The sequence below is a fragment of the Campylobacter subantarcticus LMG 24377 genome (genome assembly GCF_000816305.1).
Taxonomy (GTDB): domain Bacteria; phylum Campylobacterota; class Campylobacteria; order Campylobacterales; family Campylobacteraceae; genus Campylobacter_D; species Campylobacter_D subantarcticus.
Genome location: NZ_CP007773.1, coordinates 1,145,872 through 1,169,099 on the forward strand (window position 1 = coordinate 1,145,872; position 23,228 = coordinate 1,169,099).

At 31.3% G+C, this 23,228-nt stretch carries 19 protein-coding genes; 10 read left to right on the forward strand and 9 right to left on the reverse strand.

Features of this window, described 5'->3' with window-relative positions; genetic code table 11:
* Nucleotides 1-12: 12 nt before the first annotated feature.
* From gltS to CSUB8523_RS05970, 4 genes are all read right to left on the reverse strand, one after another.
* Complete coding sequence (gene gltS, locus CSUB8523_RS05955; protein WP_043019906.1) at nt 13-1,221, reverse strand: sodium/glutamate symporter; 1,209 nt, start codon at nt 1,219-1,221, stop codon at nt 13-15.
* Between the two features lie 115 nt (nt 1,222-1,336).
* The gene (locus CSUB8523_RS05960) at nt 1,337-2,677 is read right to left on the reverse strand and encodes a TolC family protein (protein WP_039664107.1); all 1,341 of its coding nucleotides are present in this window, start codon (nt 2,675-2,677) and stop codon (nt 1,337-1,339) included.
* 1 nt (nt 2,678) lies between these two features.
* A complete protein-coding gene (locus tag CSUB8523_RS05965; protein WP_043019907.1) occupies nt 2,679-4,607 on the reverse strand; it encodes a MacB family efflux pump subunit in 1,929 nt (642 codons plus the stop codon).
* The gene (locus CSUB8523_RS05970) at nt 4,604-5,737 is read right to left on the reverse strand and encodes an efflux RND transporter periplasmic adaptor subunit (RefSeq protein WP_043019908.1); all 1,134 of its coding nucleotides are present in this window, start codon (nt 5,735-5,737) and stop codon (nt 4,604-4,606) included. The genes CSUB8523_RS05965 and CSUB8523_RS05970 overlap by 4 nt, the downstream gene beginning before the upstream one ends.
* A 128-nt stretch (nt 5,738-5,865) precedes the next feature.
* Between CSUB8523_RS05970 and CSUB8523_RS05975 the strand changes: the two genes are divergently transcribed.
* Both CSUB8523_RS05975 and CSUB8523_RS05980 read left to right on the forward strand, forming a co-directional pair.
* Nucleotides 5,866-6,474, forward strand: coding sequence for a nitroreductase (locus tag CSUB8523_RS05975; RefSeq protein WP_039664112.1), 609 nt, complete (start codon nt 5,866-5,868; stop codon nt 6,472-6,474).
* A 66-nt stretch (nt 6,475-6,540) separates the two neighbouring features.
* Entirely contained in the window at nt 6,541-10,053 is a 3,513-nt protein-coding gene (locus tag CSUB8523_RS05980; protein WP_043019909.1) for a 2-acylglycerophosphoethanolamine acyltransferase / acyl-acyl carrier protein synthetase, read from the forward strand.
* A gap of 28 nt (nt 10,054-10,081) precedes the next feature.
* Here CSUB8523_RS05980 and CSUB8523_RS05985 read toward each other — a convergent pair whose 3' ends face one another.
* Complete coding sequence (locus tag CSUB8523_RS05985; protein WP_043019910.1) at nt 10,082-12,091, reverse strand: CocE/NonD family hydrolase; 2,010 nt, start codon at nt 12,089-12,091, stop codon at nt 10,082-10,084.
* A complete protein-coding gene (locus CSUB8523_RS05990; protein ID WP_043019911.1) occupies nt 12,088-13,338 on the reverse strand; it encodes an MFS transporter in 1,251 nt (416 codons plus the stop codon). Before CSUB8523_RS05990 ends, CSUB8523_RS05985 begins: the two co-directional genes overlap by 4 nt.
* Before the next feature lie 251 nt (nt 13,339-13,589).
* Here CSUB8523_RS05990 and CSUB8523_RS05995 point away from each other — a divergent pair, with 251 nt between their 5' ends.
* Genes CSUB8523_RS05995 through mnmH form a run of 7 tightly spaced genes read left to right on the forward strand, consistent with a single transcriptional unit; the run spans nt 13,590 to nt 18,843 of the window.
* Nucleotides 13,590-14,534 (forward strand): NAD(P)-binding domain-containing protein, encoded by a 945-nt coding sequence (locus CSUB8523_RS05995; RefSeq protein WP_043019912.1) that lies wholly within the window; start codon nt 13,590-13,592, stop codon nt 14,532-14,534.
* Nucleotides 14,528-15,220: a tRNA1(Val) (adenine(37)-N6)-methyltransferase gene (locus tag CSUB8523_RS06000; RefSeq protein WP_043019913.1), complete on the forward strand. Its 693-nt coding sequence runs from the start codon at nt 14,528-14,530 to the stop codon at nt 15,218-15,220. Before CSUB8523_RS05995 ends, CSUB8523_RS06000 begins: the two co-directional genes overlap by 7 nt.
* A complete protein-coding gene (locus CSUB8523_RS06005; RefSeq protein WP_039664126.1) occupies nt 15,210-15,581 on the forward strand; it encodes a YkgJ family cysteine cluster protein in 372 nt (123 codons plus the stop codon). The genes CSUB8523_RS06000 and CSUB8523_RS06005 overlap by 11 nt, the downstream gene beginning before the upstream one ends.
* A complete protein-coding gene (locus CSUB8523_RS06010; RefSeq protein ID WP_043019914.1) occupies nt 15,557-16,792 on the forward strand; it encodes a tetratricopeptide repeat protein in 1,236 nt (411 codons plus the stop codon). The genes CSUB8523_RS06005 and CSUB8523_RS06010 overlap by 25 nt, the downstream gene beginning before the upstream one ends.
* Entirely contained in the window at nt 16,777-17,379 is a 603-nt protein-coding gene (locus CSUB8523_RS06015) for a beta/alpha barrel domain-containing protein (protein WP_052243682.1), read from the forward strand. Before CSUB8523_RS06010 ends, CSUB8523_RS06015 begins: the two co-directional genes overlap by 16 nt.
* Entirely contained in the window at nt 17,379-17,867 is a 489-nt protein-coding gene (locus CSUB8523_RS06020; protein WP_043019915.1) for an HIT family hydrolase, FHIT branch, read from the forward strand. Before CSUB8523_RS06015 ends, CSUB8523_RS06020 begins: the two co-directional genes overlap by 1 nt.
* Nucleotides 17,860-18,843: a tRNA 2-selenouridine(34) synthase MnmH gene (gene mnmH, locus CSUB8523_RS06025; protein WP_043019916.1), complete on the forward strand. Its 984-nt coding sequence runs from the start codon at nt 17,860-17,862 to the stop codon at nt 18,841-18,843. The genes CSUB8523_RS06020 and mnmH overlap by 8 nt, the downstream gene beginning before the upstream one ends.
* Here mnmH and CSUB8523_RS06030 read toward each other — a convergent pair.
* The 3 genes from CSUB8523_RS06030 to CSUB8523_RS06040 are packed head-to-tail and all read right to left on the reverse strand — an operon-like array spanning nt 18,838 to nt 22,268.
* Complete coding sequence (locus CSUB8523_RS06030) at nt 18,838-20,358, reverse strand: inorganic phosphate transporter (protein ID WP_043019917.1); 1,521 nt, start codon at nt 20,356-20,358, stop codon at nt 18,838-18,840. The two genes, mnmH and CSUB8523_RS06030, sit on opposite strands and share 6 nt — an antisense overlap.
* A gap of 45 nt (nt 20,359-20,403) precedes the next feature.
* Nucleotides 20,404-21,504, reverse strand: a complete 1,101-nt coding sequence (pdxA, locus tag CSUB8523_RS06035; RefSeq protein ID WP_043019918.1) for a 4-hydroxythreonine-4-phosphate dehydrogenase — start codon at nt 21,502-21,504, stop codon at nt 20,404-20,406.
* Complete coding sequence (locus CSUB8523_RS06040) at nt 21,501-22,268, reverse strand: pyridoxine 5'-phosphate synthase (protein ID WP_043019919.1); 768 nt, start codon at nt 22,266-22,268, stop codon at nt 21,501-21,503. Before CSUB8523_RS06040 ends, pdxA begins: the two co-directional genes overlap by 4 nt.
* 56 nt (nt 22,269-22,324) lie before the next feature.
* Here CSUB8523_RS06040 and CSUB8523_RS06045 point away from each other — a divergent pair, with 56 nt between their 5' ends.
* On the forward strand, nt 22,325-23,179 hold the full coding sequence (locus CSUB8523_RS06045) for a Ppx/GppA phosphatase family protein (protein WP_235362550.1): 855 nt from the start codon (nt 22,325-22,327) through the stop codon (nt 23,177-23,179).
* Nucleotides 23,180-23,228 lie beyond the last annotated feature (49 nt).

Sequence of the window (23,228 nt, forward strand, 5' to 3'; positions counted from 1 at the left end):
TGCTAGATGATTTTAATGGAAAAATGGTAGATACAAGAAAGCATTAATCACTAAAGCATTCACAATATCTATAAAGAATGCACCCACCAAAGGCACGATAATAAACTCCATATGGCTCATACCATAGTGATTTGTTACAGTTTGCATATTTACCATAGCTGTTGGAGTAGCCCCTAAACCAAAACCACAATGTCCTGCTGCTAAAACCGCTGCATCATAGTCTTTTCCGCACACTCTAAAGGTAATAAATATAGCAAAAGCTGCCATCATTGCAACTTGTACTACTAAGATAACTAGCATTGGTAAAGCTAAGGTAACTAAATCCCAAAGATTAATTGTCATCAATGCTAAAGCTAAAAATAAAGACAAGCTCACATTACCTAAAACTGACACTTCTCTATCAAACACATGATGAATTTTTGTAGCTGATAAAATATTTCTTAAAACAACACCTACAAAAAGACAATAAACAAAAGTTGGCAAAGTAAACCCTGTATTGGTTTTAATATAAGTAGATAAAGCACTACCTATTAATAAACATAAAGCAATCAATGCTAAAGACTCTATAAAAGAAGATGGAGTTATTAATCTTTCTTTTTCTGGAGATTGGAAATTTAAAATCGCATCTTTATCATCGTTTTGTTTTGGAACCACTAATTTATGCTTATTGACTAGGTATCTTGCAACCGGTCCACCAATAATACCACCTGAAATAAGACCAAATGTTGCACAAGCAATAGCAACAGTAGTTGCACTAGAATACAAATAAGGTTCTTTGATAAATTCAGCCGCCCAAGCCGCACCTGTACCATGTCCACCACTCATTGTAACAGAACCTGCAATAAGCCCCATAAGTGGATTTTGTCCCATAGCAGTTGCTACACCTATACCAACAATATTTTGTGCAAGTAATAAACCAACTACTACTACCAAGAAAATCGCTAATTTTCTTCCGCCTTTTTTTAGCGAAGAAAAATCAGCTAGCAAACCAATGCTTGAAAAGAATGCAAGCATTAAAGGATCTTTCATAGATTCATCAAATTTGATATTCAATGAAAAAGAACTATGTAAGATTAAAAGAACAATCGCAGCAATTCCACCACCAACAACAGGCTCAGGGATATTATAATCACGAAGGAATTTTACCCTTTTAATAACAAAAACACCCAAAAGTAATACTATAACCATAGTAACTAGCGTTGCATAAAAATCAAATTTCATATCTCTCCTTTGTTCGATTTATCTATCAATTGTATTCTAAATGACTTTAAAACAACACAAATTAACATTACAGTTTAACCGTGATATTACAAAATGAAACATTTTTAAGTCTATTTTACCCTGAAATCAAAACAATATTGTGGTATAAATTAATATTTTTAAGCAAGGAAAGCTTTGCTCTACTAAGTTCTTGGAGTGAATTAATAAGCAATGTATTTGCATCAAGATAATCTTTTAATTCACTACGCCCTAATTCATACTTTTCATAGTAAAGTTGTGTAATTTTTGCTTGATTTGCATTGATATCTTTTACCAAATTTAACAAAGCATTATAATATCTATCATTTTCATAACAAAGTTTAAACTCATGAATGGCTTTTTGCAATACATCTTTATATTCAAATAAACGAGCTTGATAGGCTAATTCTGAAATTTTAACATTTTGTTTCACTCTGTAAAAGTCCAAAAATGGAAGTTCAATGGCTACATTTCCACCTAAAAGTAAAAATTTAAAACTCCCATCTATATCTGCATGGTTTCCATTTAAAGCCCCTAGTATTTTTATACTAGGCAAAATACCTTTTTGGATGCTCGAATAGTCCTTATAAGAAGCTTTTAGCTGATTTAACTTTGCCTGTACCTGTGGCTTATAAACAAGCATTTTCAATTCTATATCAAAATTAAGCTTATGTATAGAAAAATCATCTAAACTATAAGCTAATATTGCATTGATTAAATTCTCATCCTCTTTACCAAGTAAGTCTTTAATATTTTTAAGTGTTAAGTCTTTATTTTGCAAATTTGCGATGATGTTTTGCCTGGTACTTAGTAAAGATTTTTTAATGTTTAAAAGATCAATATACTCAACCTTGCCATAATTAAATTTTGTGGTATAAATTTCTAGCATTTTTTCAAGATTTTTTAAATGATTATTTAACAAACGATCTACATCATTAAAGTAGATCAACTCAAAAATTGCATTCATTGTTAAATTTACTGTGTCAAGTTCCAAAGTACGTAATTCATACTCACTTGCTTTTGCTAAAAACTCAGAACTTGCAACTTGATCTGAAATTTTGCCATACACGTCAAGCTCATAATTTAATATAATCCCATTAGAAAAATCATGCGTTTGTAAACCGTTGTTTAAATTTTTCCTTACACTTGCACCCAAATTACCGCTTAGAGTAGGATATAAATCTAACTTCAAAAGCTTATATCTTGTTAAGGTGCTTAAAAAATTTATCCGTGCAATATTTAAATCTTTATTATTATTAATTACAGCATCTAAAATATGATTTAAATCTTGATTATTATATTTTTTCCACCATGCTTTGCTTGCATTAAACTCTTCAAAATACTCTTTTTTTATTTGTTCTTGAGATACTTGCTCTAATTTTACTCCTACACAAGCATTAAAGAAAAAAGCTATAAAACACAATAAAAATATTTTCATTTTATTCCTTTGATAAAGCATTAATAGGATTCAAATTTGCAGCATTTCTAGCTGGAAAAAATCCAAAAATAATACCGATTACAACCGAACTTAAAAGTCCTAAAAATACCGAATCAAGCGAAAGTATCATGGTAAAACCTATTTTTAAAGAATTAAACACTTCTATAACCACAAAAGAAAGCATTACACCCAAAATAGCCCCTAAAGAGCAAATCAATACAGCTTCAATCAAAAACTGCATTAAAATATCCTCCTTTCTTGCACCAATTGCCATTCTTACTCCAATCTCCCTTGTACGCTCACTCACTGAAACAAGCATGATATTCATCACACCAATACCACCTACTATCAACGAAACTACCGCAATAGAAGAAATCAATAAAGTCAATGTAGCAGTGTTTTCTTCGATTTTTTGTTTAATTTTGTCTAAATTGACTGTAAAAAAATCTTTTTTACCGCGCTTAATTTCTAAAATTTTAACAATAGCTTCTTCGGCTAATGAAGGCTCAACCTCATCTTTTACCTTAGTTACAATAACTCTTATTCTCTTATCACCTGTAATTTTATTCATCAAGGTAGAATAAGGTGTAAATATTTTTACAGTGTTTTCATCTGCGCCAAAATCATCTTTATCTACCTTTTTAGAAACTCCTACAACAATCAAAGGCTGTTTGTTAAAAATAATACTTTTACCCAAAACATCTTTCGTGCTAATATTATCAAACAAAATTCTCAAAGTATTCTCATCTACAATGCAAATATTTGCGTTATCTTTAATATCCTCATCATTAATAAACCTGCCATCAACCATCACAGATCCGCTTAGTTTTAGATGGTTTGGTCCCACTCCACGAATTCTTGCTTGTAATGAGTTATTTTTATAAGTTACTACTCCAACTCTACCAATTTCAGCCTCAACTGCTTCTAAATACGGCAAGGAATTTAAAGTTTTCAAATCACTTAAATTAAGTGTTGTCCTACCAGATCTTATATCCCCCAAATCTCTACCAGATACAATTTCTATGGTATTTGTTCCTATCGAATTAATCGAAGCTAAAATTCTTTCTTGAGCACCAAGACCCAAAGCCACCACACAAACCACAGAGGCTATCCCTATAATAATACCAAGCATAGTAAGCAAAGAACGTAACTTATGTGCTACAATTGACGCAATGGACATCTTTAAGCTTTCAAAGAGTTGATTTTTAAACAAAACAAAGTTTTTTTTCTCTTTTGGCATAACCCTAGCTTGAAATTTCTCTGCTTTTTTTGCTCCACTATCGCTAATAATTTTACCATCTTTAATTTCTATAACTCTTTTTGCCTTTACTGCAATCTCCTTATCATGAGTCACTAAAACAATAGTGTGTCCTTGTTCATTTAACTTATTTAAAATTTCTAAAACAATCTTTCCACTTTTAGAATCAAGTGCACCAGTTGGCTCATCAGCAAGTATCAATTCTCCTCCATTCATCAAGGCTCTTGCTATAGAAACCCTTTGTTGCTGCCCCCCGCTTAATTCATTTGGTTTAGATAATTCTTTGTGATCAAGTTCCAAAAAAGAAAGTAGTTTTTTTGCTTTTTCAAGACGATCTTGCTTGTTTTTTCCCGCATAAACAGCAGGCAAAGCTACATTATCTTTGGCATTTAAAAGACTAAGCAAATTATATCTTTGAAAAATAAAACCGATCTTTTCCCGCCTTATTCTTGCTTTTTCATCTTTATCGAGCTTAGTTACCTCATATTGATCCAAAAAATACTTTCCACTACTTGGCTCATCAAGCGTACCTATAATATTTAAAAGAGAAGTTTTTCCGCTACCTGATTGCCCAATGATAGCTACAAATTCTCCTTTTTGAATATAAAGATTAATATTTTCTAAAATCGTAGTATGGTTGATCTTTTTTTGAATATTTTCTAAGCATATCATTTTTTATTTTTACCCACAATAACCAAATCACCTTCGCTTATACCTTCTAAAATTTGAGTATTCAAGCTGTCTTTTATACCCAATTTTACAGGCATTTTAACACTACTTTCATCCGCTTTTAAAATTTCTACATAATAGCCATTCGTATCACTTTTTATTGCTAAAGTAGGTATTACCAAAACCTGATCTTGTGTGTTTATGGCTATTTCATTTTCAGTACTCATACCTATACGTAAAAAATTATTGTCATTTTTTACAAAAACCCTAGCATAATAATACACCGCACTAGTACTAGTGCTTGAACTTGAGTTTAAGTTGGTATTGCTTGTTGCATCACTAATGGTAGTATTAGCTGGATCTATACTAGAAATCACTGCTTCATATTTTTTATCCGGTTCATTTAAAATGCTAAATTTAACTTTTTTACCCACACTAATTTTATTAATATCAGCTTCTGCTATTTGCATGCGAATTTCCATTTCACTTAAATCAGCCAAACGCACTATACTTGGTGTATTTTGATTTGCATTTACAGTTTGACCCTCTTCAACTGCAACATTGATAATTTCACCCTTGCTAGGAGCAGTTATTGTAGTATAAGCCAAATCTTTTTGAGCATTTTTTAAAGAAATTTCAAGCTGAGTGGTTTGAGCTTTTAAATCAGCTACATTTGCTTTTAAAACATAAAAAGTATTTTTAAGATTTTCAAGATTTTCCAAAGAAGTAGCTTTTTTAGCATAAAGCTTTTGTTCTCTTTCATATTGTTCCGTAGCTATTTCAAGAGCAATTTTTTTACTTTCTAAATTTGCCATTGCGCTTTCAAGTCTAGCTTTAGTAATATCTAAATCATTTTGTTGTTTATCTTTATCAATTTGAGCGATTAAATCTCCTTCATTAACATGATCACCCAATTTCACATAAAGCTTTGTAATTTGTCCACTGACCTGCGCACCAACATCTACTTGAGTTTTTGCATATACCTCACCAACTGCTTCTATACTCTGAGTTATATCCTGTCTTTTAACTTCATAAGTTAAGTAATTATACTCTTGCTTTTTTGCAAAAAAGAAAAAATACACCCCCAAAGCAAGTGTGATTAATAATATACTTAAATAAACTATCTTTTTCATTTTTCACCTTTAAAAATAAATATATTAAATCATTTGTGTGAAGTAAAAATAAAATTGTAGCAATAAAATATAATTTTAACAATTTTAAAAGCTAATAAGATATAAGATAAAACAAAAAAGGAATCATCATGCAAAATTATTTAAATTTAATGCAAAATCGCGCTTCGATTAGATCTTACACTAAAGATAGCATTTCTAGGCAAAACCTAGAATACATCTTAGAATGTGCTAGATTATCCCCTAGTTCTTTGGGACTTGAACCATGGAAATTTTTTGTCTTTCAGCAAGAAAAACATAAAAAAGAAATCGCTACCATTGCAAACAATCAAACCCATGTTGCAGATTGTGCTGCTATCATTGTTGTGATCTCAAGAGCAGATTTTAAGGATTATTTTATAGAGAAGCTTAAAAAACGCAATATAAGTCAAGAAGAGCTTGATAAACGCATTCAAACCTATCAACCGTTTATAGATTCTATGAATTTAGAACAACGTTTTATTTATGCAAAAGAACAAAGTTATCTTGCTATTGCAAATATCATCAATGCAGCTCATAGTTTAAATTTAGGCTCATGTGTGATTGGAGGATTTAATCAAGAAAAAATGAATCAATACCTCCAACTAGACGCTCACAAAGAAAGAGTTTCGATGCTAATCACCCTAGGCCATATAAATACCAACCCAAACACACAAAAAGCTCGTTTTGCTTTTGATGAAGTGGTGGAATTTAAAGACTGAAAATAATAAAACTTCATTTAATGTTGATATAATAAAATAAGATTTTCAAGTTAAATGGAGTATTCAATGCAAGGAAATTTTTTAAAAATCTTTGGCGTACTGCCATTTTTGGCAGTAGCTTTTATCAATGCTTTTGTAGACTTAGGTCACAAAATCATCATACAAAACACTATCTATAAAGTATATGAAGATAGTACTCAACTTTTTTTAACCGCTATTGTCAATGCCTTAATGCTTCTACCCTTTGTCCTTATGCTTTCACCTTCAGGTTTTTTAGCTGATAAATTCCCTAAAAATAAAATCATGAAGATGTCTGCATATTTTTCTGTGGTTTTAACCTGCATTATTTGCTTGTGTTATTATCTTGGTGCATTTTGGCTTGCTTTTGCTATGACTTTTATCATGGGGGTACAATCTGCCTTGTATTCTCCTGCCAAATATGGCTTTATTAAAGAATTAGTAGGCAAAGAACTCTTAGCCATGGGAAATGGAGCCGTTAACGCTGTTAGTATAGTAGCTATATTAGCAGGTATGGCAGTATTTTCTCTAAGTTTTGAAATGCTCTTTGACTCAAATTTTAACGATAGTTCAGATGTTTTACAGCAAATAGCGCCTTTAGGTTTTGTTTTAATAGCCTTTTCACTATTGGAACTTTTTTTGGCACATAAACTCCCTAGTTTAAAAGAAGAAGATAAAAATTTAAGTTTTAATAAAAAACAATACTTTCAAGGAAAACTTTTAGCTTCTAATTTAAAAACTATATTTTCCCATAAGGTCATTTGGCTTTGTATTATAGGAATTTCACTTTTTTGGGCTATATCACAACTATATCTAGTAAGCTTTCCTGTATATGCAAAAAATAACCTTTTTATCGAAAATACCTTTTATGTACAGTGTTCTTTAGCTTTTTCTGGCATAGGAGTGATCATAGGATCGCTTATTAGTGGTAAATTTTCGAAAAACTATATCGAATTAGGTCTTATACCTCTTGGTGCTTTGGGTATTTTTCTTATAAGTCTTTTAATGCCGTTTTTAGAAACCTTATTAAGCTATAGTGCAGTATTTTTTGTATTTGGCTTATGTGGTGCATTTTTCATCATACCTTTAAATTCTCTCATACAATTTCATGCTAAAGAAAATGAACTAGGAAAGGTACTAGCTGGAAACAACTTCATTCAAAATGTCTTTATGCTAGGCTTTTTAATGTTAGCTACCTTGGGTGCTTATTTAGAATTACAAGCAAGTACTTTGTTTTATTTTATTATGGTTGTAGCACTACTAGGAAGTATTTATGTACTTGGTAAATTACCTTTTTCTTTGGTGCGTTTGCTAATGAGCCTAGCCTTTTTTCAACGCTATCGCTTACTAGTAGAAGGTTTTGAGAATATCCCTGAAAAAGGTGGTGCTTTACTTTTAGGAAATCATATCTCATTTATTGATTGGGCTATAGTACAAATGGTCATACCGAGAAAAATTTATTTTGTTATGGAAAGAAGCATTTATTCAAAATGGTATATTAAGGTATTTTTAGACAAATTTGGTGTTATACCTGTTTCTAGCGCTTCAAGCAAATCAAGCTTAGAATTAATCGCTATGCATATTAAAAATGGTAATCTAGTTTGTCTTTTCCCAGAAGGAGTACTTTCACGCCATGGACAGCTTAATGAATTTAAAGGTGGTTTTGAATTGGTTTGTTCCAAGCTAGAAGAACGCGATGGAGTGATTTTACCTTTTTACATCAAAGGGCTTTGGGGAAGTGCTTTTTCAAGAAGCGATGAAGAATTTTCAGCAAGAAATCGCAAAATAAGCAAAAGAAAAATCGCTATTGCATTTGGAAAAAGTTTGCCAATACATTCTAAAAAAGAAGTAGTAAAAGCAAAAGTTTTTGAACTTTCTTTTGTTGCTTGGAAATCTCAATGCGAAAGCATGCACACCATTGCTAGATCTTGGATTGATAGCGCTAAAAGAAATTTAAATCAAATTGCCATTGTTGACCCACTCATAGGAGGCATTACTTATAGAAAAATGCTTGCTCTAAGCTTAGTTTTTAGTTCTTTTATCAAAAACCGATCATATGATTTAAATATACAACCTACCCAAGGAAGCTATGCTCCAAAAGAAGAATGTATAGGAATTTTACTCCCTGCTTCTATGGCTAGCTCACTTTGTAATTTAAGCGTATTACTTGCAAATAAAATCGTAGTAAACTTAAATTTTACCGCTGGAACAAAAGCGATCAACCAAGCTATACAAAGTTCTCAAATTCAACAAATTTACACTTCTAGAAAATTTATAGAAAAGCTAGAAAGCAAAGGTGTGAAATTAGAATTTGAAACCCATGTTAGACTTATTTTTATGGAAGATGTAATCGCAAGTTTTAAAACTCAAAAGTTTAAAATCTTTTCTATGCTTGCTTTAGTAAGTATTTTGCCTACTTGCTTGTTAAAAACATTATTTGCACCTAATAAACAAAATCTTGCCGTAGTTGCTATTTTATTTAGTAGCGGTAGTGAAGGAATGCCAAAAGGGGTAATGCTAAACAATCGTAACATATTAAGCAATATAGCACAAATTTCAGATGTATTATGTGCGAAGAATGAAGATGTAGTTTTATCCTCTTTACCACCTTTTCATGCTTTTGGGCTAACCGTAACGACATTTTTGCCTTTATTAGAAGGGATAAAAAGCGTAACTCACGCAGATCCAACCGATGCTCTAGGCGTTGCTAAGGCTGTAGCAAAAAATAATGTAAGCATTATGTGTGGTACTTCAACTTTCTTGGGTATTTATGCAAGAAATAAAAAACTTGATGCGATTATGTTTGAAAGCTTAAGAATCATTGTTTCAGGTGCTGAAAAACTTAAAAACGAAGTAAGAACCGCTTTTGAAATGAAATTTAAAAAACCTATTTTCGAAGGCTATGGTGCTACTGAAACTACTCCAGTTGCAAGTGTAAATTTACCAAATAAATTTGACCCTGATTATTGGATTTTACACCGTGCAAACAAAGAAGGCAGCGTAGGAATGCCTTTACCAGGAAGTGCAATACGCATAGTAGATCCTTCAAGTTATAAAAGCTTAAATCATGGAGAAGATGGCTTGATACTCATTGGCGGTCATCAAGTCATGGTGGGCTACTTAAACAACAAAGAAAAAACTGATGAAGTGATTAAAGAAATCGATGGCATACGTTGGTATAACACTGGCGATAAAGGGCATGTGGATGAAGATGGCTTTTTATATATCATAGATCGCTATTCTCGTTTTGCAAAAGTTGGTGGTGAGATGGTATCTTTAGGAGCCTTAGAAGAAGAAATTGCTAAATTTATAAACACCGAAGTGGTAAAATTTTGCGCTGTTGCGCTAGAAGATGATAAAAAAGGCGAGGCGGTATGTTTACTGATTGAGTGTCAAGAACAAGATTTCAAAGGAATTTGTGAAGCGATTAAAAACTCCACCATGCCTGCGATTTTTAAGCCAAGTAAATATTTTAAAGTGGAACAAATTCCTCTTTTAGGTTCAGGTAAGGTAGATTTAAAAGGTGCTAAAGATTTAGCTAAAAATTTACAAGAAAACTAAAAGTCCAAAGTAAATACTTTGGACTTTTTTACAAACTATTTCTTTTAGTTTTATAATCATATTTTTTATCAAAAACAAACTTACCATTTTCTTTCATTCTCATATCTCCCTTAATATAAAAATACTCCAAGTCACTTGTTTGTGTTAAGACTATATCCGCTTCCATCATACAACCTTCACGTCCTATTTGCATGGTTTGAGTAATCGTGTATTGCGCGCTTAAAGGATTTTCGTTTTGGAGTTTTAATTCTCTTTTTAAATTATGCTTTACCAAAACATCAACCTCATCAAACCTATAAACACCCTCTCCAAAGACACCGCCTACACCATCTGTAATGCAAGTCCAAGTATCATTTAAAATATCATAAGAAATACTTCTATCAACCCTGCCTTCTTCTAAAAGTGTTGTTGGTGTTAAAGGTGCGCTTTGAGCTTGCATATTGATTTTATCACAGTCTTTACCACTAAAACATGGCAAATTAAATTCACACTCACTTAAATCCAAAGTTAAGGTTGAAATTTTTGGCATAGGCCAAAACATAGGCCAAAAAGAATTCGCTAATGATAATCTTACTCTAGAACCTTTGGCAAATCTATATCCACAAGCATCAAGCTTGATTTGTTTTTGAACAAATTCATCTTTTTTTAAAGGCACAAATTGTTCATTATCATCACTCAACGCAAGATTTATAACACCATAACTTACTCTTTTAACATACCCATCTTCCCTTACTTCACTAAGTTGAGCAAAAAGCATAGCTTTTTCTTGATCGCTTGTAAGTTTTACTTTTAAGATAGGAAAACCCAAAACATCTAAATCTTGCTCTAGACATTCACTTTCAAAAACCACAGCCATTCCATCATCTAGCCTTTGATCACAAGGGCTTTCACCTAAAACACCTGCTCCCATCCACTCACCAGATAAAAGACCATGGTTTAATGGAGTATTGATTTTTACAAAGTCATAAGATTTTTGACAAGATAATTGATGCGAATTTAAATAATATTTTTTATAACTTACTTGCTGCTTAAAATCCTCCACGCCAACAAAACGACCTTGGACTGTTTCTATTTTTGAGTAAGGTTTGTAGCTATTTTCAATATAAGCTTGTATCATCGGTGTTTCAAGCACATCATTAGGCTCATTTTTAAGCCATTTATCCCACCATTTTAGCGCCTCTTGTAAAAAACCTATAGCAGGCAAAGGCGTACCATCATGAGGATAAACATGAGCCCAAGGACCTATAATAGCTTTTTTAGGCACCTTTAACCCCCTCATTAAACTAAACACTGTGTTCGTATAAGAATCAGCCCAACCATCTAGCGCAAACACAGGAACTTGTATATCATCATAGTTTTCTCCCACAGAACCATGTTTCCAGTATTCATCTTTTAAAGTGTGTTCAAGCCATAGTGCAGGCCATAAAGGCATGTTTTTAAGCCTATTTAACCATTTTTCCCTGCCATTTGGATCAATTTTTGGATCGATAAAACGTGATTGATATGCAAGCATAATATTGCCCCACCAAAAATTATCATTAAGCAAACATCCGCCTTTATAGTGAATATCTTCATTGTATCTATCATCCGTAAAACCTACTACTATAATAGCTTTTAAATTTTTAGGTCTTCTTGCTGCAACTTGCAAAGAATTAAATCCACCCCATGATTTACCCATCATACCAACATTACCATTGCACCATTCTTGCTTTACTATCCATTCAATAACTTCCAAAGCATCATCTTGTTCTTGCTTTAAATACTCATCTTTTAGCAAGCCATCAGATTCCCCACTCCCTCTAATATCAACCCGAACAACCGCATAGCCATTTCCACTAAAATATCCATGCATAGGCTCATCTCTACCTCTTGTACCATCATTTTTTCTATAAGGAATATATTCTAAAATAGCAGGTACTTTTTCTTTAACCTGAGGAAGCCAAATTCTAGATGAAAGTTTAGTTCCATCTTTTAACTCAATCCATACATTTTCTATAACCTTAACTTTGTTTTTAAAATCCAAAACAATCTCTTTCATATTCTCTCCTTTTTATTATATTTTTTAATCCAAATCAAGCAAAACATCACACCCAAAAAAGCCATTGTAATCATAATGCTAAAATAAATATAAAAACCTTTCACACCAGGATATCTATCTAACAAATCCCCTGCTAAAAGTGGTGCAAAAACCTCAGGCAAATACCCAAATGTAGAAACAATACCAATAGCCATACCAGCCAAATGAATAGGAATTTTTCCCTCACTCAACAAAGAATAATAAATTCCAAAATTAGAATACATAGCCACATAAATCACAACACAAGCAGAGGTTAAAATACTCATTTGCAAAAAGCCGCTTGTATAAGAACTTAAAATCAAAAACACCACTCCAATACCCATTAAAATAAAGCCTATCATCATTACCTTTGCTTTACCATAACCATCTGCTATAAACCCACCTATCACAGATGAAATAGGACGGATATATTGTGCTAAAACTGTTAAAATAGCTGCAAAAACAGCAGATGTCCCTATGACATTACTTGCATAAGGGGTAAAATAATAAAAACTCATATTGAAAAAATATGTACAAAAAGTAATGGCTACCACAAGCCATAAGGCTGAATTTTTAAGAAGAAAGATCAAATCCTGAAGTCGTAATTTTTCACTAGCTTCTTCTATTTTATCTTCTAAAAGAAAAAACAAAACAACAGCACTTACAATAGGAGCTAAAGAGTAAAAAATAATAATCATCTCTATTCCTTTATTGGCAAGAGCTTGGATTTGAAAATACCCAAAAATACTTGTAGCTATAGCCAAATGTGCCGCACCAACAACCCCTCTTCCACCTTCAAAAATTCCATAAGCACGGGCTTGTTCTTTGAAGCTTGCCAAGCTTCTTACTATTTTCATTAAAGAAGGCCAAAAAGTCAATAAAGAAGTAATCCCCCATAAACCATAAATAACCAACAAGGCATTTAAAGAAGTAAAATACAAATGCAACAAACCCCCTAATCCTGTAGCAACTAAAGAAAATATCAATAATTTTTTAGGTGCAAAACGATCTGCTAAATAACCTCCCAAAGCATAAGAAAACAAACCAAGTAAACCATAAGCACTGCCCAAAAGCCCCATTTCAAAATTGTTAAGATGATAAAGATTCATATAATCATCGTAGTAGTATTTTCTAAAATAAGGTAAACCATAAATAATAGATCCACAAAAAGACAGCAATAAAAGCGTAAAAAAATTATTTTTTAAACCATGATTTTCACTTTGTCCCATCAAAAAACCTCCTTTTATATACTATATATAAATTTCTAGTTTTTTAAATATAAATACTTAAATTTATACAAAAAAAGATAAAACTAGTATTTTTTTACACAATTGTTGTATTTTTTTATAAGATATTATTATTTTAATAATTTATAATCATAAAAAATAATTTCAAAGATAGGAAATATTTTTAAATTTTTATTTTTTATTATTGTTTTTTTGATACATTTACATATATAAAATACTAAAAAAGGGAAAGAATGAAAGTTTTTGATATGGTAGTTATCGGAGCTGGACCTGCAGGTATTGCAGCAGGAATAGAAGCCAAAATAAAAAATAAAGAAGTAATTGTTTTAGAAAAAACTGACTCAATCTGCCAAACTTTGGTTAAATTTTACAAAGAAGGCAAAAGAGTTGACAAGGCTTATAAAGGTTGCGATAGTACAAATTACGGACATATAAATTTTGAAGATGGAACAAGAGAAAGTACAATAGAAACTTTCCAAAAAGCGATCGAAGAACATCACCTTGAGGTGAAACTTTCAAGTGAAGTTGAAAGTGTTAAAAAAGATGGAGAAAATTTCATCGTTAGCACTGCAAATGAAAATTATATCTGCAAAAATGCAGTTATAGCTATAGGTAGAATGGGTAAACCAAACAAACCAAGTTATCCATTACCTATCACTTTAACTAAAATCATTAATTTCAATGCAAATTCAGCAAGTCAAAATGAAAAAATATTGGTTGTTGGTGGTGGAAATTCAGCTGCTGAATACGCCATAGATTTAGCTAAAAATAACGACGTAACGCTTTGCTATAGAAGAGAAACTTTCTCAAGATTAAATGATATTAATCTTGAAGATATTCAAAAAGCTTTCGAGCAAGGTAGTGTCAAAGCAAAACTAGGTATTGATATAAATAGTATAGAAGATGAAAATGGCAAAGCAAAGGTAAATTTCACTAATGATACATGTGAAACTTACGATCGCATTATTTATGCTATTGGTGGTTCAACTCCGCTTGATTTCTTGCAAAAATGTTCAATTGAAGTTGATGAAAAAGGTGTACCTAGTTTTGATGAGAACAAAGAAAGCAATGTAAAAGGATTGTTTGTAGCAGGAGATATTGCTAGTAAAAATGGAGCTTCTATTGTAGTGGGTTTAAATGATTCATTTAAAATCTGCGATTATCTTTATAAATGCTAAAACTTTTTCAACTTCCAAAAGGCTATCGCTACAACAATGATAGTCTTTTGCTTTTTGATTTTTTATCCCAACACCACCTCAAAGGAAATATCCTAGATATAGGTTGTGGATGTGGTATCTTGGGACTTTTAACTAAACAAAAATTTCCCAACTCCAAAGTATATATGCTAGACATTCAAGAGCAAAATATCAAACTAACACGCAAAAATGCCAAAGAAAACAATCTCGAAATCCAAAGCTTTTGCGAAGATTTTTTAAATTACAATAGCGATATTAAATTTGACTTTTTAATCTCCAATCCTCCTTTTTATAAAAAAAACACCCAAAAAAGTGAAGATACCCATTTGTGTATATCTAGATATCAAGAATTTATGCCACTTGAAAAAATGTTAGCCAAAATCAATAGCCTCATTCAGCCAAATGGTAGTTTTTTTATGTGCTATGATGCAAATTTTTTAGATGAAATATGCGCTTATTTAAAGGAGTTTAAACTAAAATTGGTAGCGTTACAATGTGTACACTCCAACCCTCAAACCAATGCAAGAATCATCTTAATGCATATCAAAAAAAACAGCAAAAGTCCTTGTGTGATTATGCCTACGCTTTTTATGTATAATAACAATACACTTAATCCAAAAATACAAGAAATTTACAACACTACAGGAACTATAAGCTATGATATATGAAAAAGGTTTTGATTATTCTTTTGATGAAAATGCTTGTCAAAAATGCGGTGGTAAATGTTGCATAGGCGATAGTGGGTATATTTATGCTAGCAAGGAAGAGTTAGAAGCAATTGCTAGTTTTTTAAATCTTGATTTTGAAGCTTTTAAAGAACAATACCTCATCAAAGTTGGTTTTAAATACAGCCTTAAAGAGGCAAAGTACGAAAATGGCTATCGTTGTATTTTTTTTGATACAATGCATAAAAAATGTTTAATTTATCAATGTCGGCCAAAACAATGTCGAACTTTTCCATTTTGGGATTATTTTAAAACACACAAAGAGGAGTTGAAAAAAGAATGCATAGGGGTTTGTTTTCATTAATCATTGCTTTATTTTTAACAAGTTTTGTCTTCGCAAAAGATGAGAATAAAATCATACAAGCACTTGTTTATGAAGAAGAAGGACAACTGCAAGATGCGTGTAATGTTTATGCGGATTTATTCAAAGAAAACAATGAAAGTATTTATCTAAAAAAAGCATTATTTCTTGCTCTTGGGGCTAATTTAAAAGAAAAAGAAGCGCTTATAAAAGCTTCTAAGGATTTTTTAGATCACCCTGCTATTGCTAGATTAAATGCATTGTATTTTTTTGAAATAGGAGATTATAAACAAGCAGAGGCAATTCTTCATCAGCTTATTGAAAAAAAACAAGACTTTAAAAATCATGAAATACTAGGAGATATTTTTGCCAAAAAAACCTTATACACCAAAGCCTTAGAACAATATAGCCTTGCTTATAAACTTTTTGCACATGAGAATTTATTGTTGAAAATGGTAGAAATCAATATAAAAAATAAAAACATTCATCAAGCAAAAAAACTACTAGAAGACTTTGTAAAAACATCAAGCTGTACACTTAAAACATGCACTCTACTTTTAAAAATCTATCAAGATCAAAAAAACTACAAAGCAAGTATTCAAACTCTTGAAAAGCTATACAAACTCAACCATGATATTAAATACATCTATGCTATCATAGAACTGCTAGTGCAAGAAAAAAACTACACTCAAGCTTTAAATTTAAGCCAAACATACAACATTAATCCTGATACTAAAATCTTCTTATATACTCAAATAAAAGATTATAAGAAAGCTTATGCGATAGCACTCCAGCATTATAAACTTAGCCAAGATAAAAAATACCTCTCCATGGCAGGAGTTTTAGAGTTTGAAATTTATATGGATCCTAAAAGTAAAAAAATCAACGATCCTAAAATTCTAGCTTCTATTTTGAAAAAATTTGAAAAAAGCGTAGATGTGCGTAGCGATGCTTTATATCAAAACTACTATGGATACGCCTTAATCGAATATGATATCGATATAGCCAAAGGTATGGAGTTAGTAGGTTGGGCACTTGAACAAGAGCCGCAAAACCTTTACTATCTTGATTCGCTTGCCTGGGGATATTATAAACTCAAAGACTGCAAAAAAGCTTATGAAATTTTACAAAAAACACTTCACGATAAAGAATTTTCAAGCTCAGATGAAAGTAAAGAGCACTTAAAGGCGATCAAAAAATGTTTACAAAAATAAATCTTGAAGACTGTTTTTCAAAAACACAAAAAATTCTAGAAACAAAAAAAGAAATTTTTCCTTATGATATGCTAGGACGTAGCTTAGCTTCCAATGCTTTTTATCCTAAAGATATCTATACACTTTTGATTGAAGGAAGACTTTCAAATTTTTTATACTCCAAAGACTTAAATTTTGATCAAGCAAACTTTGATGCTGTTATCTTGCCAACAAGTTCTTTACAAAACCATGATATACAAAATTTAAGTCTTTTTAGACGTTACCATGAAAAACCTGTGATTCAGTTTGATTTTATTTTTGATGAATATCAAATTTTAGAAAGCTTAGTTTATGGTGCAGATGCATTTATCATTTTCCCTAAAATGCTTAAAACTATGCAACTTAAAAAGCTCTATAATTTTGCCATTCATCTTGGTCTAGAAGCTATTTTTTACCTAGAAAACAAAACAGATCTTAACCATGCTATTTTAGCTGGAGCTAGAATTTTTCTCCTTGAAGATAAAAACCTTTTACCTTTAATACCAAAAAATAAAGCACTAATAAGCAAAAACATCACAAATTTACATGCAAACATAAAGGAAATATAATGGAGTATTTATACGCACCTTGGAGAGATGTTTATTTTAACACTAAAGATAAAGATTTTTGTCCTTTTTGCCACTGTAGACAAAATTTACATGAAGATGAAAAACTTGGTGTGATTTTTAGAGCCAAACACTGCTTTGGAGTTATGAATAAATACCCTTATAGCCCAGGACATTTTATGATCATACCTTATGTACACTTAGAAAACATAGAAGATTTAAATGATGAAACATGGCTTGAAATCAGCCATTTTGTGCGAATTGGCGTAAAAATCTTAAAACAAGAATTTCATGCCAAAGGAGTTAATATAGGTATGAACCTAGGCACTGCAGCAGGTGCTGGTATAGCACCACATTGTCACTATCATTTAATCCCAAGATGGCAAGGAGATACAAACTTTATCACCACCATAGGACAAACTAGAGTTTGTGGTAGCGATTTGGAAAAAGTATATATGAGTTTATGCAAAGCATTTAAAGACTATGTATAAAGAAGTTAATTTTGAAGATTTTTTAACTTACAATTTTGATCTTTTAATTGATGTTAGAAGTCCTAAAGAATACCATCATGCCCATATTAAAAATGCGCAAAATTACTATGCGTTAAACGATGTTGAATTTCAAGAAATTGGTACACTTTATAAGAAAAACAAAGGCTTAGCTAAAGCAGAAGGCGCAAGCTATATATGTAAAAACATGAGCGAGCATATTCTCAAGCTTTATCAAACATGTAAAATCGGATCTTTGGTTGGCATTTATTGTGCAAGAGGTGGAAAAAGATCCAAAGCTGTAGCTTTAATCTTAGCCGAACTAGGATATAGGGTTGTAAGATTAGAAGGTGGATATAAAGCCTATAGAAGTTATGTAAGTGCTTTTTTCACCAAAAACTTAAACATCGAGTTCTTATGCCTTTGTGGTAATACAGCAAGCGGAAAAAGTGATCTAATACAAAGCTTAGACAATGCTTTGAATTTAGAAAAACTAGCCAACCACCAAGGATCAAGTTTTGGTAAAATTTATGGAGAACAACCTAGTCAAAAAGCCTTTGAAGATGAGTTATTTTTCTTTTTAAAAGACTGCCCTTTTCAAACTTGCTTTATAGAAGCTGAAAGTAGACAAATTGGAAATTTAACCTTACCATTAAATCTTTACAATAGCATGCAAAATGCTAAGAAAATTTGGTGTGAATGTGATATGAATTTGCGCATTCAAAGAGTGTTAAAGCATTATACTCCTATGGAAAAAGATGTGTTTTATAAAAATGTAGAAAAAATTTCTCCCTATATTAGTAAAAAATTTAAATCAAAACTTTGCGAGAACTTTGAAAACAACCTTTTAGAACAATGCATCAAGATGCTTTTTGAATATTATGATAAAGTGTATAAAAAACCTACAAAGATTGATTATTTTATCGATAGTTCAAATTTAGAAGAAGCTAAGAAAAATCTTATGAGTTTAAACTCATAAGATAATATTAACAAAAATTATAAAAATAACACTAGAAAGAATTCCAGCAACTGGCAAAGTGATCACCCATGCTAAACCTATCGGTTTCATCATGCCCCATTTTGCATCTTTATTAAACACCCCTATACCCAAAATAGCACCAATTAAAATATGAGTTGAGCTTACAGGAATTCCTAATTGAGTTGCCAAAAGTATAACTATACTTGCACCTAATTCAGCGCTAAAACCTGTTGTTGGTTTGATTTCAGCAAGTTTTGATCCCACTGTTTGAATTACTTCTTTACCTAAAAACCAAAGCCCTATAACCAAAGCTATACCAAACATCAACATTACTGCAAATGGCACTGGTGAACTAGGATTGATAGTGTTGTTTTTAAGTACATCTAAAATTGCAGCAAATGGCCCAAGTGCATTAGCTATATCATTTGCCCCATGAGAAAATGCAAAACTTGAAGCGGTAAAAATTTGAAACCATGAAAAAATCTTTTCAATGGTTTTATTAGCTTGAGTTTTTTTCATCAATCTTACAACCGCTAAAGTAACAATATAAGCAAAAATAGAAATAATCGAAACTATCCATAAATTTTGCATCACATCTAAAGTCGAAACCTTGCTTAAACCCTTAAATAAAAACATAGAAGAAATAATCAAAGCTCCCACACCTGCGATCAATGGTACATGGAATTTCATTTTTGAAAAAACATCGATATTTTTTTCTTTTTCTTTCAACTCTTTAATTTTTAATTTATATTCGCTTCTTTTTTCATCATCATCTAAAACAATCGCACTTAACTCTTTAATTTGCTCTTCTTGGCTTTTGTTTTTTAAATTAGCAAAATATTCTTCTTTAAAAGCTTTTCTTTCTTTTTTTATTTCTTTTACCACTAGCGAAATATCTTCAGATGGCTTTAGGATTTTTTTATAAATATAAGCATAAATTAAATACGCTACAAGTCCACCAAGTAATGGAGAGATAATCCAACTCATAGCAATTTTATAGATACCATTCCAATTTACCATAGAAAATGCTTTATCTTGATCAAAAAACACAAATCCCATAGCAATACTAGAACCAACAATCCCGCCTATAATACTATGTGTAGTAGATACAGGAAGTCCTTTTTTTGTTGCAATAAACAACCAAACTCCTGAACTTAATAAAGCTGAAAGCATAACACATACAAAAACCATAGGTTCAACCCCATCAGGTAAAACCACAATGCCACTTCTTATGGTATTTGTTACTTCTCCCCCTGCAAATACAGCCCCGCTTAATTCAAACACAGCCGCAATAATCAAAGCTTGTTTAATCGTAACTGTTTTAGCGCCCACACTTGTACCAAAAGAATTTGCTACATCATTACCGCCAACGTTAAAGGCCATGAAAATTCCAAAGATACTCGCTAAAATAAACAATACCATGGAATTATTAGAGATATAATTATAACCCCAAACAAAAAAGCATAGCACACTCACAATAAAAATAAAAAATGCAATCGCGTTATCTTTACTCAAGCATTCTCCTTAGAATTGATTTTGAGACTATCATTTTAGTGATTTTTACTTAGTTTTTTCTTTGATTTTTAAAAAATGTAACGCTGATTTTACCGCTTGCATGTAACTTTGTAAATTTATATCTATATTTTTATATGCTTTATCATAAGCTGTACCATGATCAACACTAGTACGAACAATAGGCAAATTTAAACTAACATTAACACTTTTATCAAAATACAAGGCTTTCAAAGGCGCCAAAGCTAGATCATGATACATACTCACTAACCGCTTGCATTGACTTAAAGCAAAAGGTGTAAAAGCAGTATCTGCTACCAACGGCTCGTTTATAAAAATATTTTTTTGATGTAAATTTTCTTTTTCTTTTTGACTTAGAAAGTCCTCATTTTCTAGCTTTTGTAAGCCTATAGTGTGATCTTTTAAAAAAACATTTGCCATTCTTATGGCTTTTTTTATCTCCCGCTCTTCCTCTCCACCTATAACACCATTATCACTTGCATGAGGATTAAAACTCAAAACGCCGATTTTTTCAAAAGAAGTACATTGGTAAAAATTGATTAAAAATTTCGCAAGCTTTAAAGCTTTAATTTCTTTATAAACCTCTCTTAAAGCCATATGTTCAGTGTATAAAGCCACATAAAGCTCATCACAGCCTAACATCATGATAGCATCTTGCTTAAAAAACGCTCTTAAAGCCTCTGTGTGTCCTTTATACTCTACTCCTGCCATTTGCCAAGTTTTTTTATTAATCGGTAAAGTCACCAAAGCATCTAAAAAACATTGCGTACAATAACTTGCCCCTTCAAAACTCAAAAAAGAATACGCTCCACTTTTCGCATCTAAAGTAGCAGGATTTAGCTCGAAATTTGGATCAATTTCTCCACTAGCTTGGTAAGAAAAGCTATAAATCATACAGTTTTCTTTTTCCTCTTTAAAAGCAAAATAATTTTTGTTTTCGTTGCAAATTTCAACTAAATTGATTTTAGATTTAGGAGTGATTTTTAAAAGCTTGCTTGCTTTTTGAAACAAAGAATGATGTATAAAATAATAAGGTTCGCAAATTTTTACTAGCTCATCATGACAAGCTAATAAAATTTGCATACCTATACCATTTAAATCCCCTACGTTAATGGCAATTTTTTTCATCTTTTCATCAATACTTTCATTTCTAATATCGCTTCTTTTAAGCCCACAAAAACTGATCTTGCTACTATGCTTTGACCTATATTTAGCTCTTCTATCTCTAAAATATCCACAATATTTTTTACATTTTTATAATTTAATCCATGTCCAGCAGCTACCCTTAAACCCAAAGTTTTTGCTAAACTTGCACTTTGCTTTAATCGTTGAAGCTCATCTTCTAAACGTTTTTGAAGTTCACTTTTACTTAAAATTAGCTCAGCTATAGCATAAGAAGTTTGATTGATATTGGTAAATAATGCATTATAAATATTAGCATATAAACCTGTATGAAGTTCTATAAAATCAGCATTTAAAGAAGATGATTTTTCAATATCTTCTAAATTTGGATCAATAAATAAAGAAACTTCAATCTCTTCTTGTTTTAAAACATCAATTGCTTTTTGCAATTTTTCATTATGAAGATTTAACCCTCCTTCTGTTGTAAGCTCTTGTCTTTTTTCAGGTACCAAAGTAACACGTGAAGGTTTGTATTTTAAAGCATACTCTATCATATCTATAGAACATTCAAGATTTACAACGCACTTGCAATATTTTAAGATATGCTCCAAGTCAAACTCATTAGCATGGCGACGGTCTTCTCTTACATGAATGGTAATTTGATCAGCCCAATTTGCACTCAAAAATGCGGCCTCAAGCAAATCAGGATCATTTACTTTCCTAGCCTCTCTCAAAACCGCTATATGATCGATATTAACCCCTAAAAGCATAAGTTTTCCTTATAAGTTTTTTAGCTATTATACTTTAAATTTTTTAAGGAGAGCTGGTGTTAGGTATTGATATGGGATCAAACACATTAAGGGCTGTTTTAATGGATAAAAATTTCAACAAATTACAAAGTGAAGAATTTATCATAGCAGCGGCTAAAAATATGCAAAATGACACTATTAGCGATGAAGCTATTGAAAGAATTTTTAACGCTTTGAAATCTTTAAAAGAAAAAAATTACGATCTAAGTCAAGCAAAAGCAGTTGCCACAGCTGCTTTTAGAAAAGCAAAAAATGTTACAACTATTATGGAACAAATTGAAAAAAAATTTCAACTCAAAGTGCAAATCATAGATGCAAAAACCGAAGCAAGATTAAGCATTTTAGGTATGCAAGAAAGACTTAAAAGTCTAAAATTATTCAAAAAACAACTAAGTTATTGTGATTTAGGTGGTGCATCTTGTGAAATCTCTAGTGAGCAATCTTGCAAAAGTTATGATTTTGGCATCATTAGTTTTTATGAAAGAATGCGATTTAGAACCACAAAACCTAGTGCTTATATGCGTTTTTTTAAGAAAAATCCACAAAACCTTAAATACATCAAAGACAAAAACTTAAAATTTCATCTTAGTTCTTATCCTATGCATTTTAAACAGATTTTATTTCAAGCGCTAACCATAAGTAAGCACATCAAAAAAGAAATCAAGGGAAGTTATTTTGTTTTAAATTCAGGTGTACCAACCACACTTTGTGCTTACAAACAAAATATAAAATACAAAGATTACCTAGAAGAAAGTGTTAATGGTAAAATACTTCAAAAAAGGAATTTTTTTAATTTTGCATTGAAAATTTGGAATTTAGAACAAGAAAAAGCTAGAATTTATCTTGGAGAAAACAGAAAAAATACCTTATAGCCGGTTCTTTAATCCTTTTTGCTTTATTTGAAAAGCAAAAACTCATTGT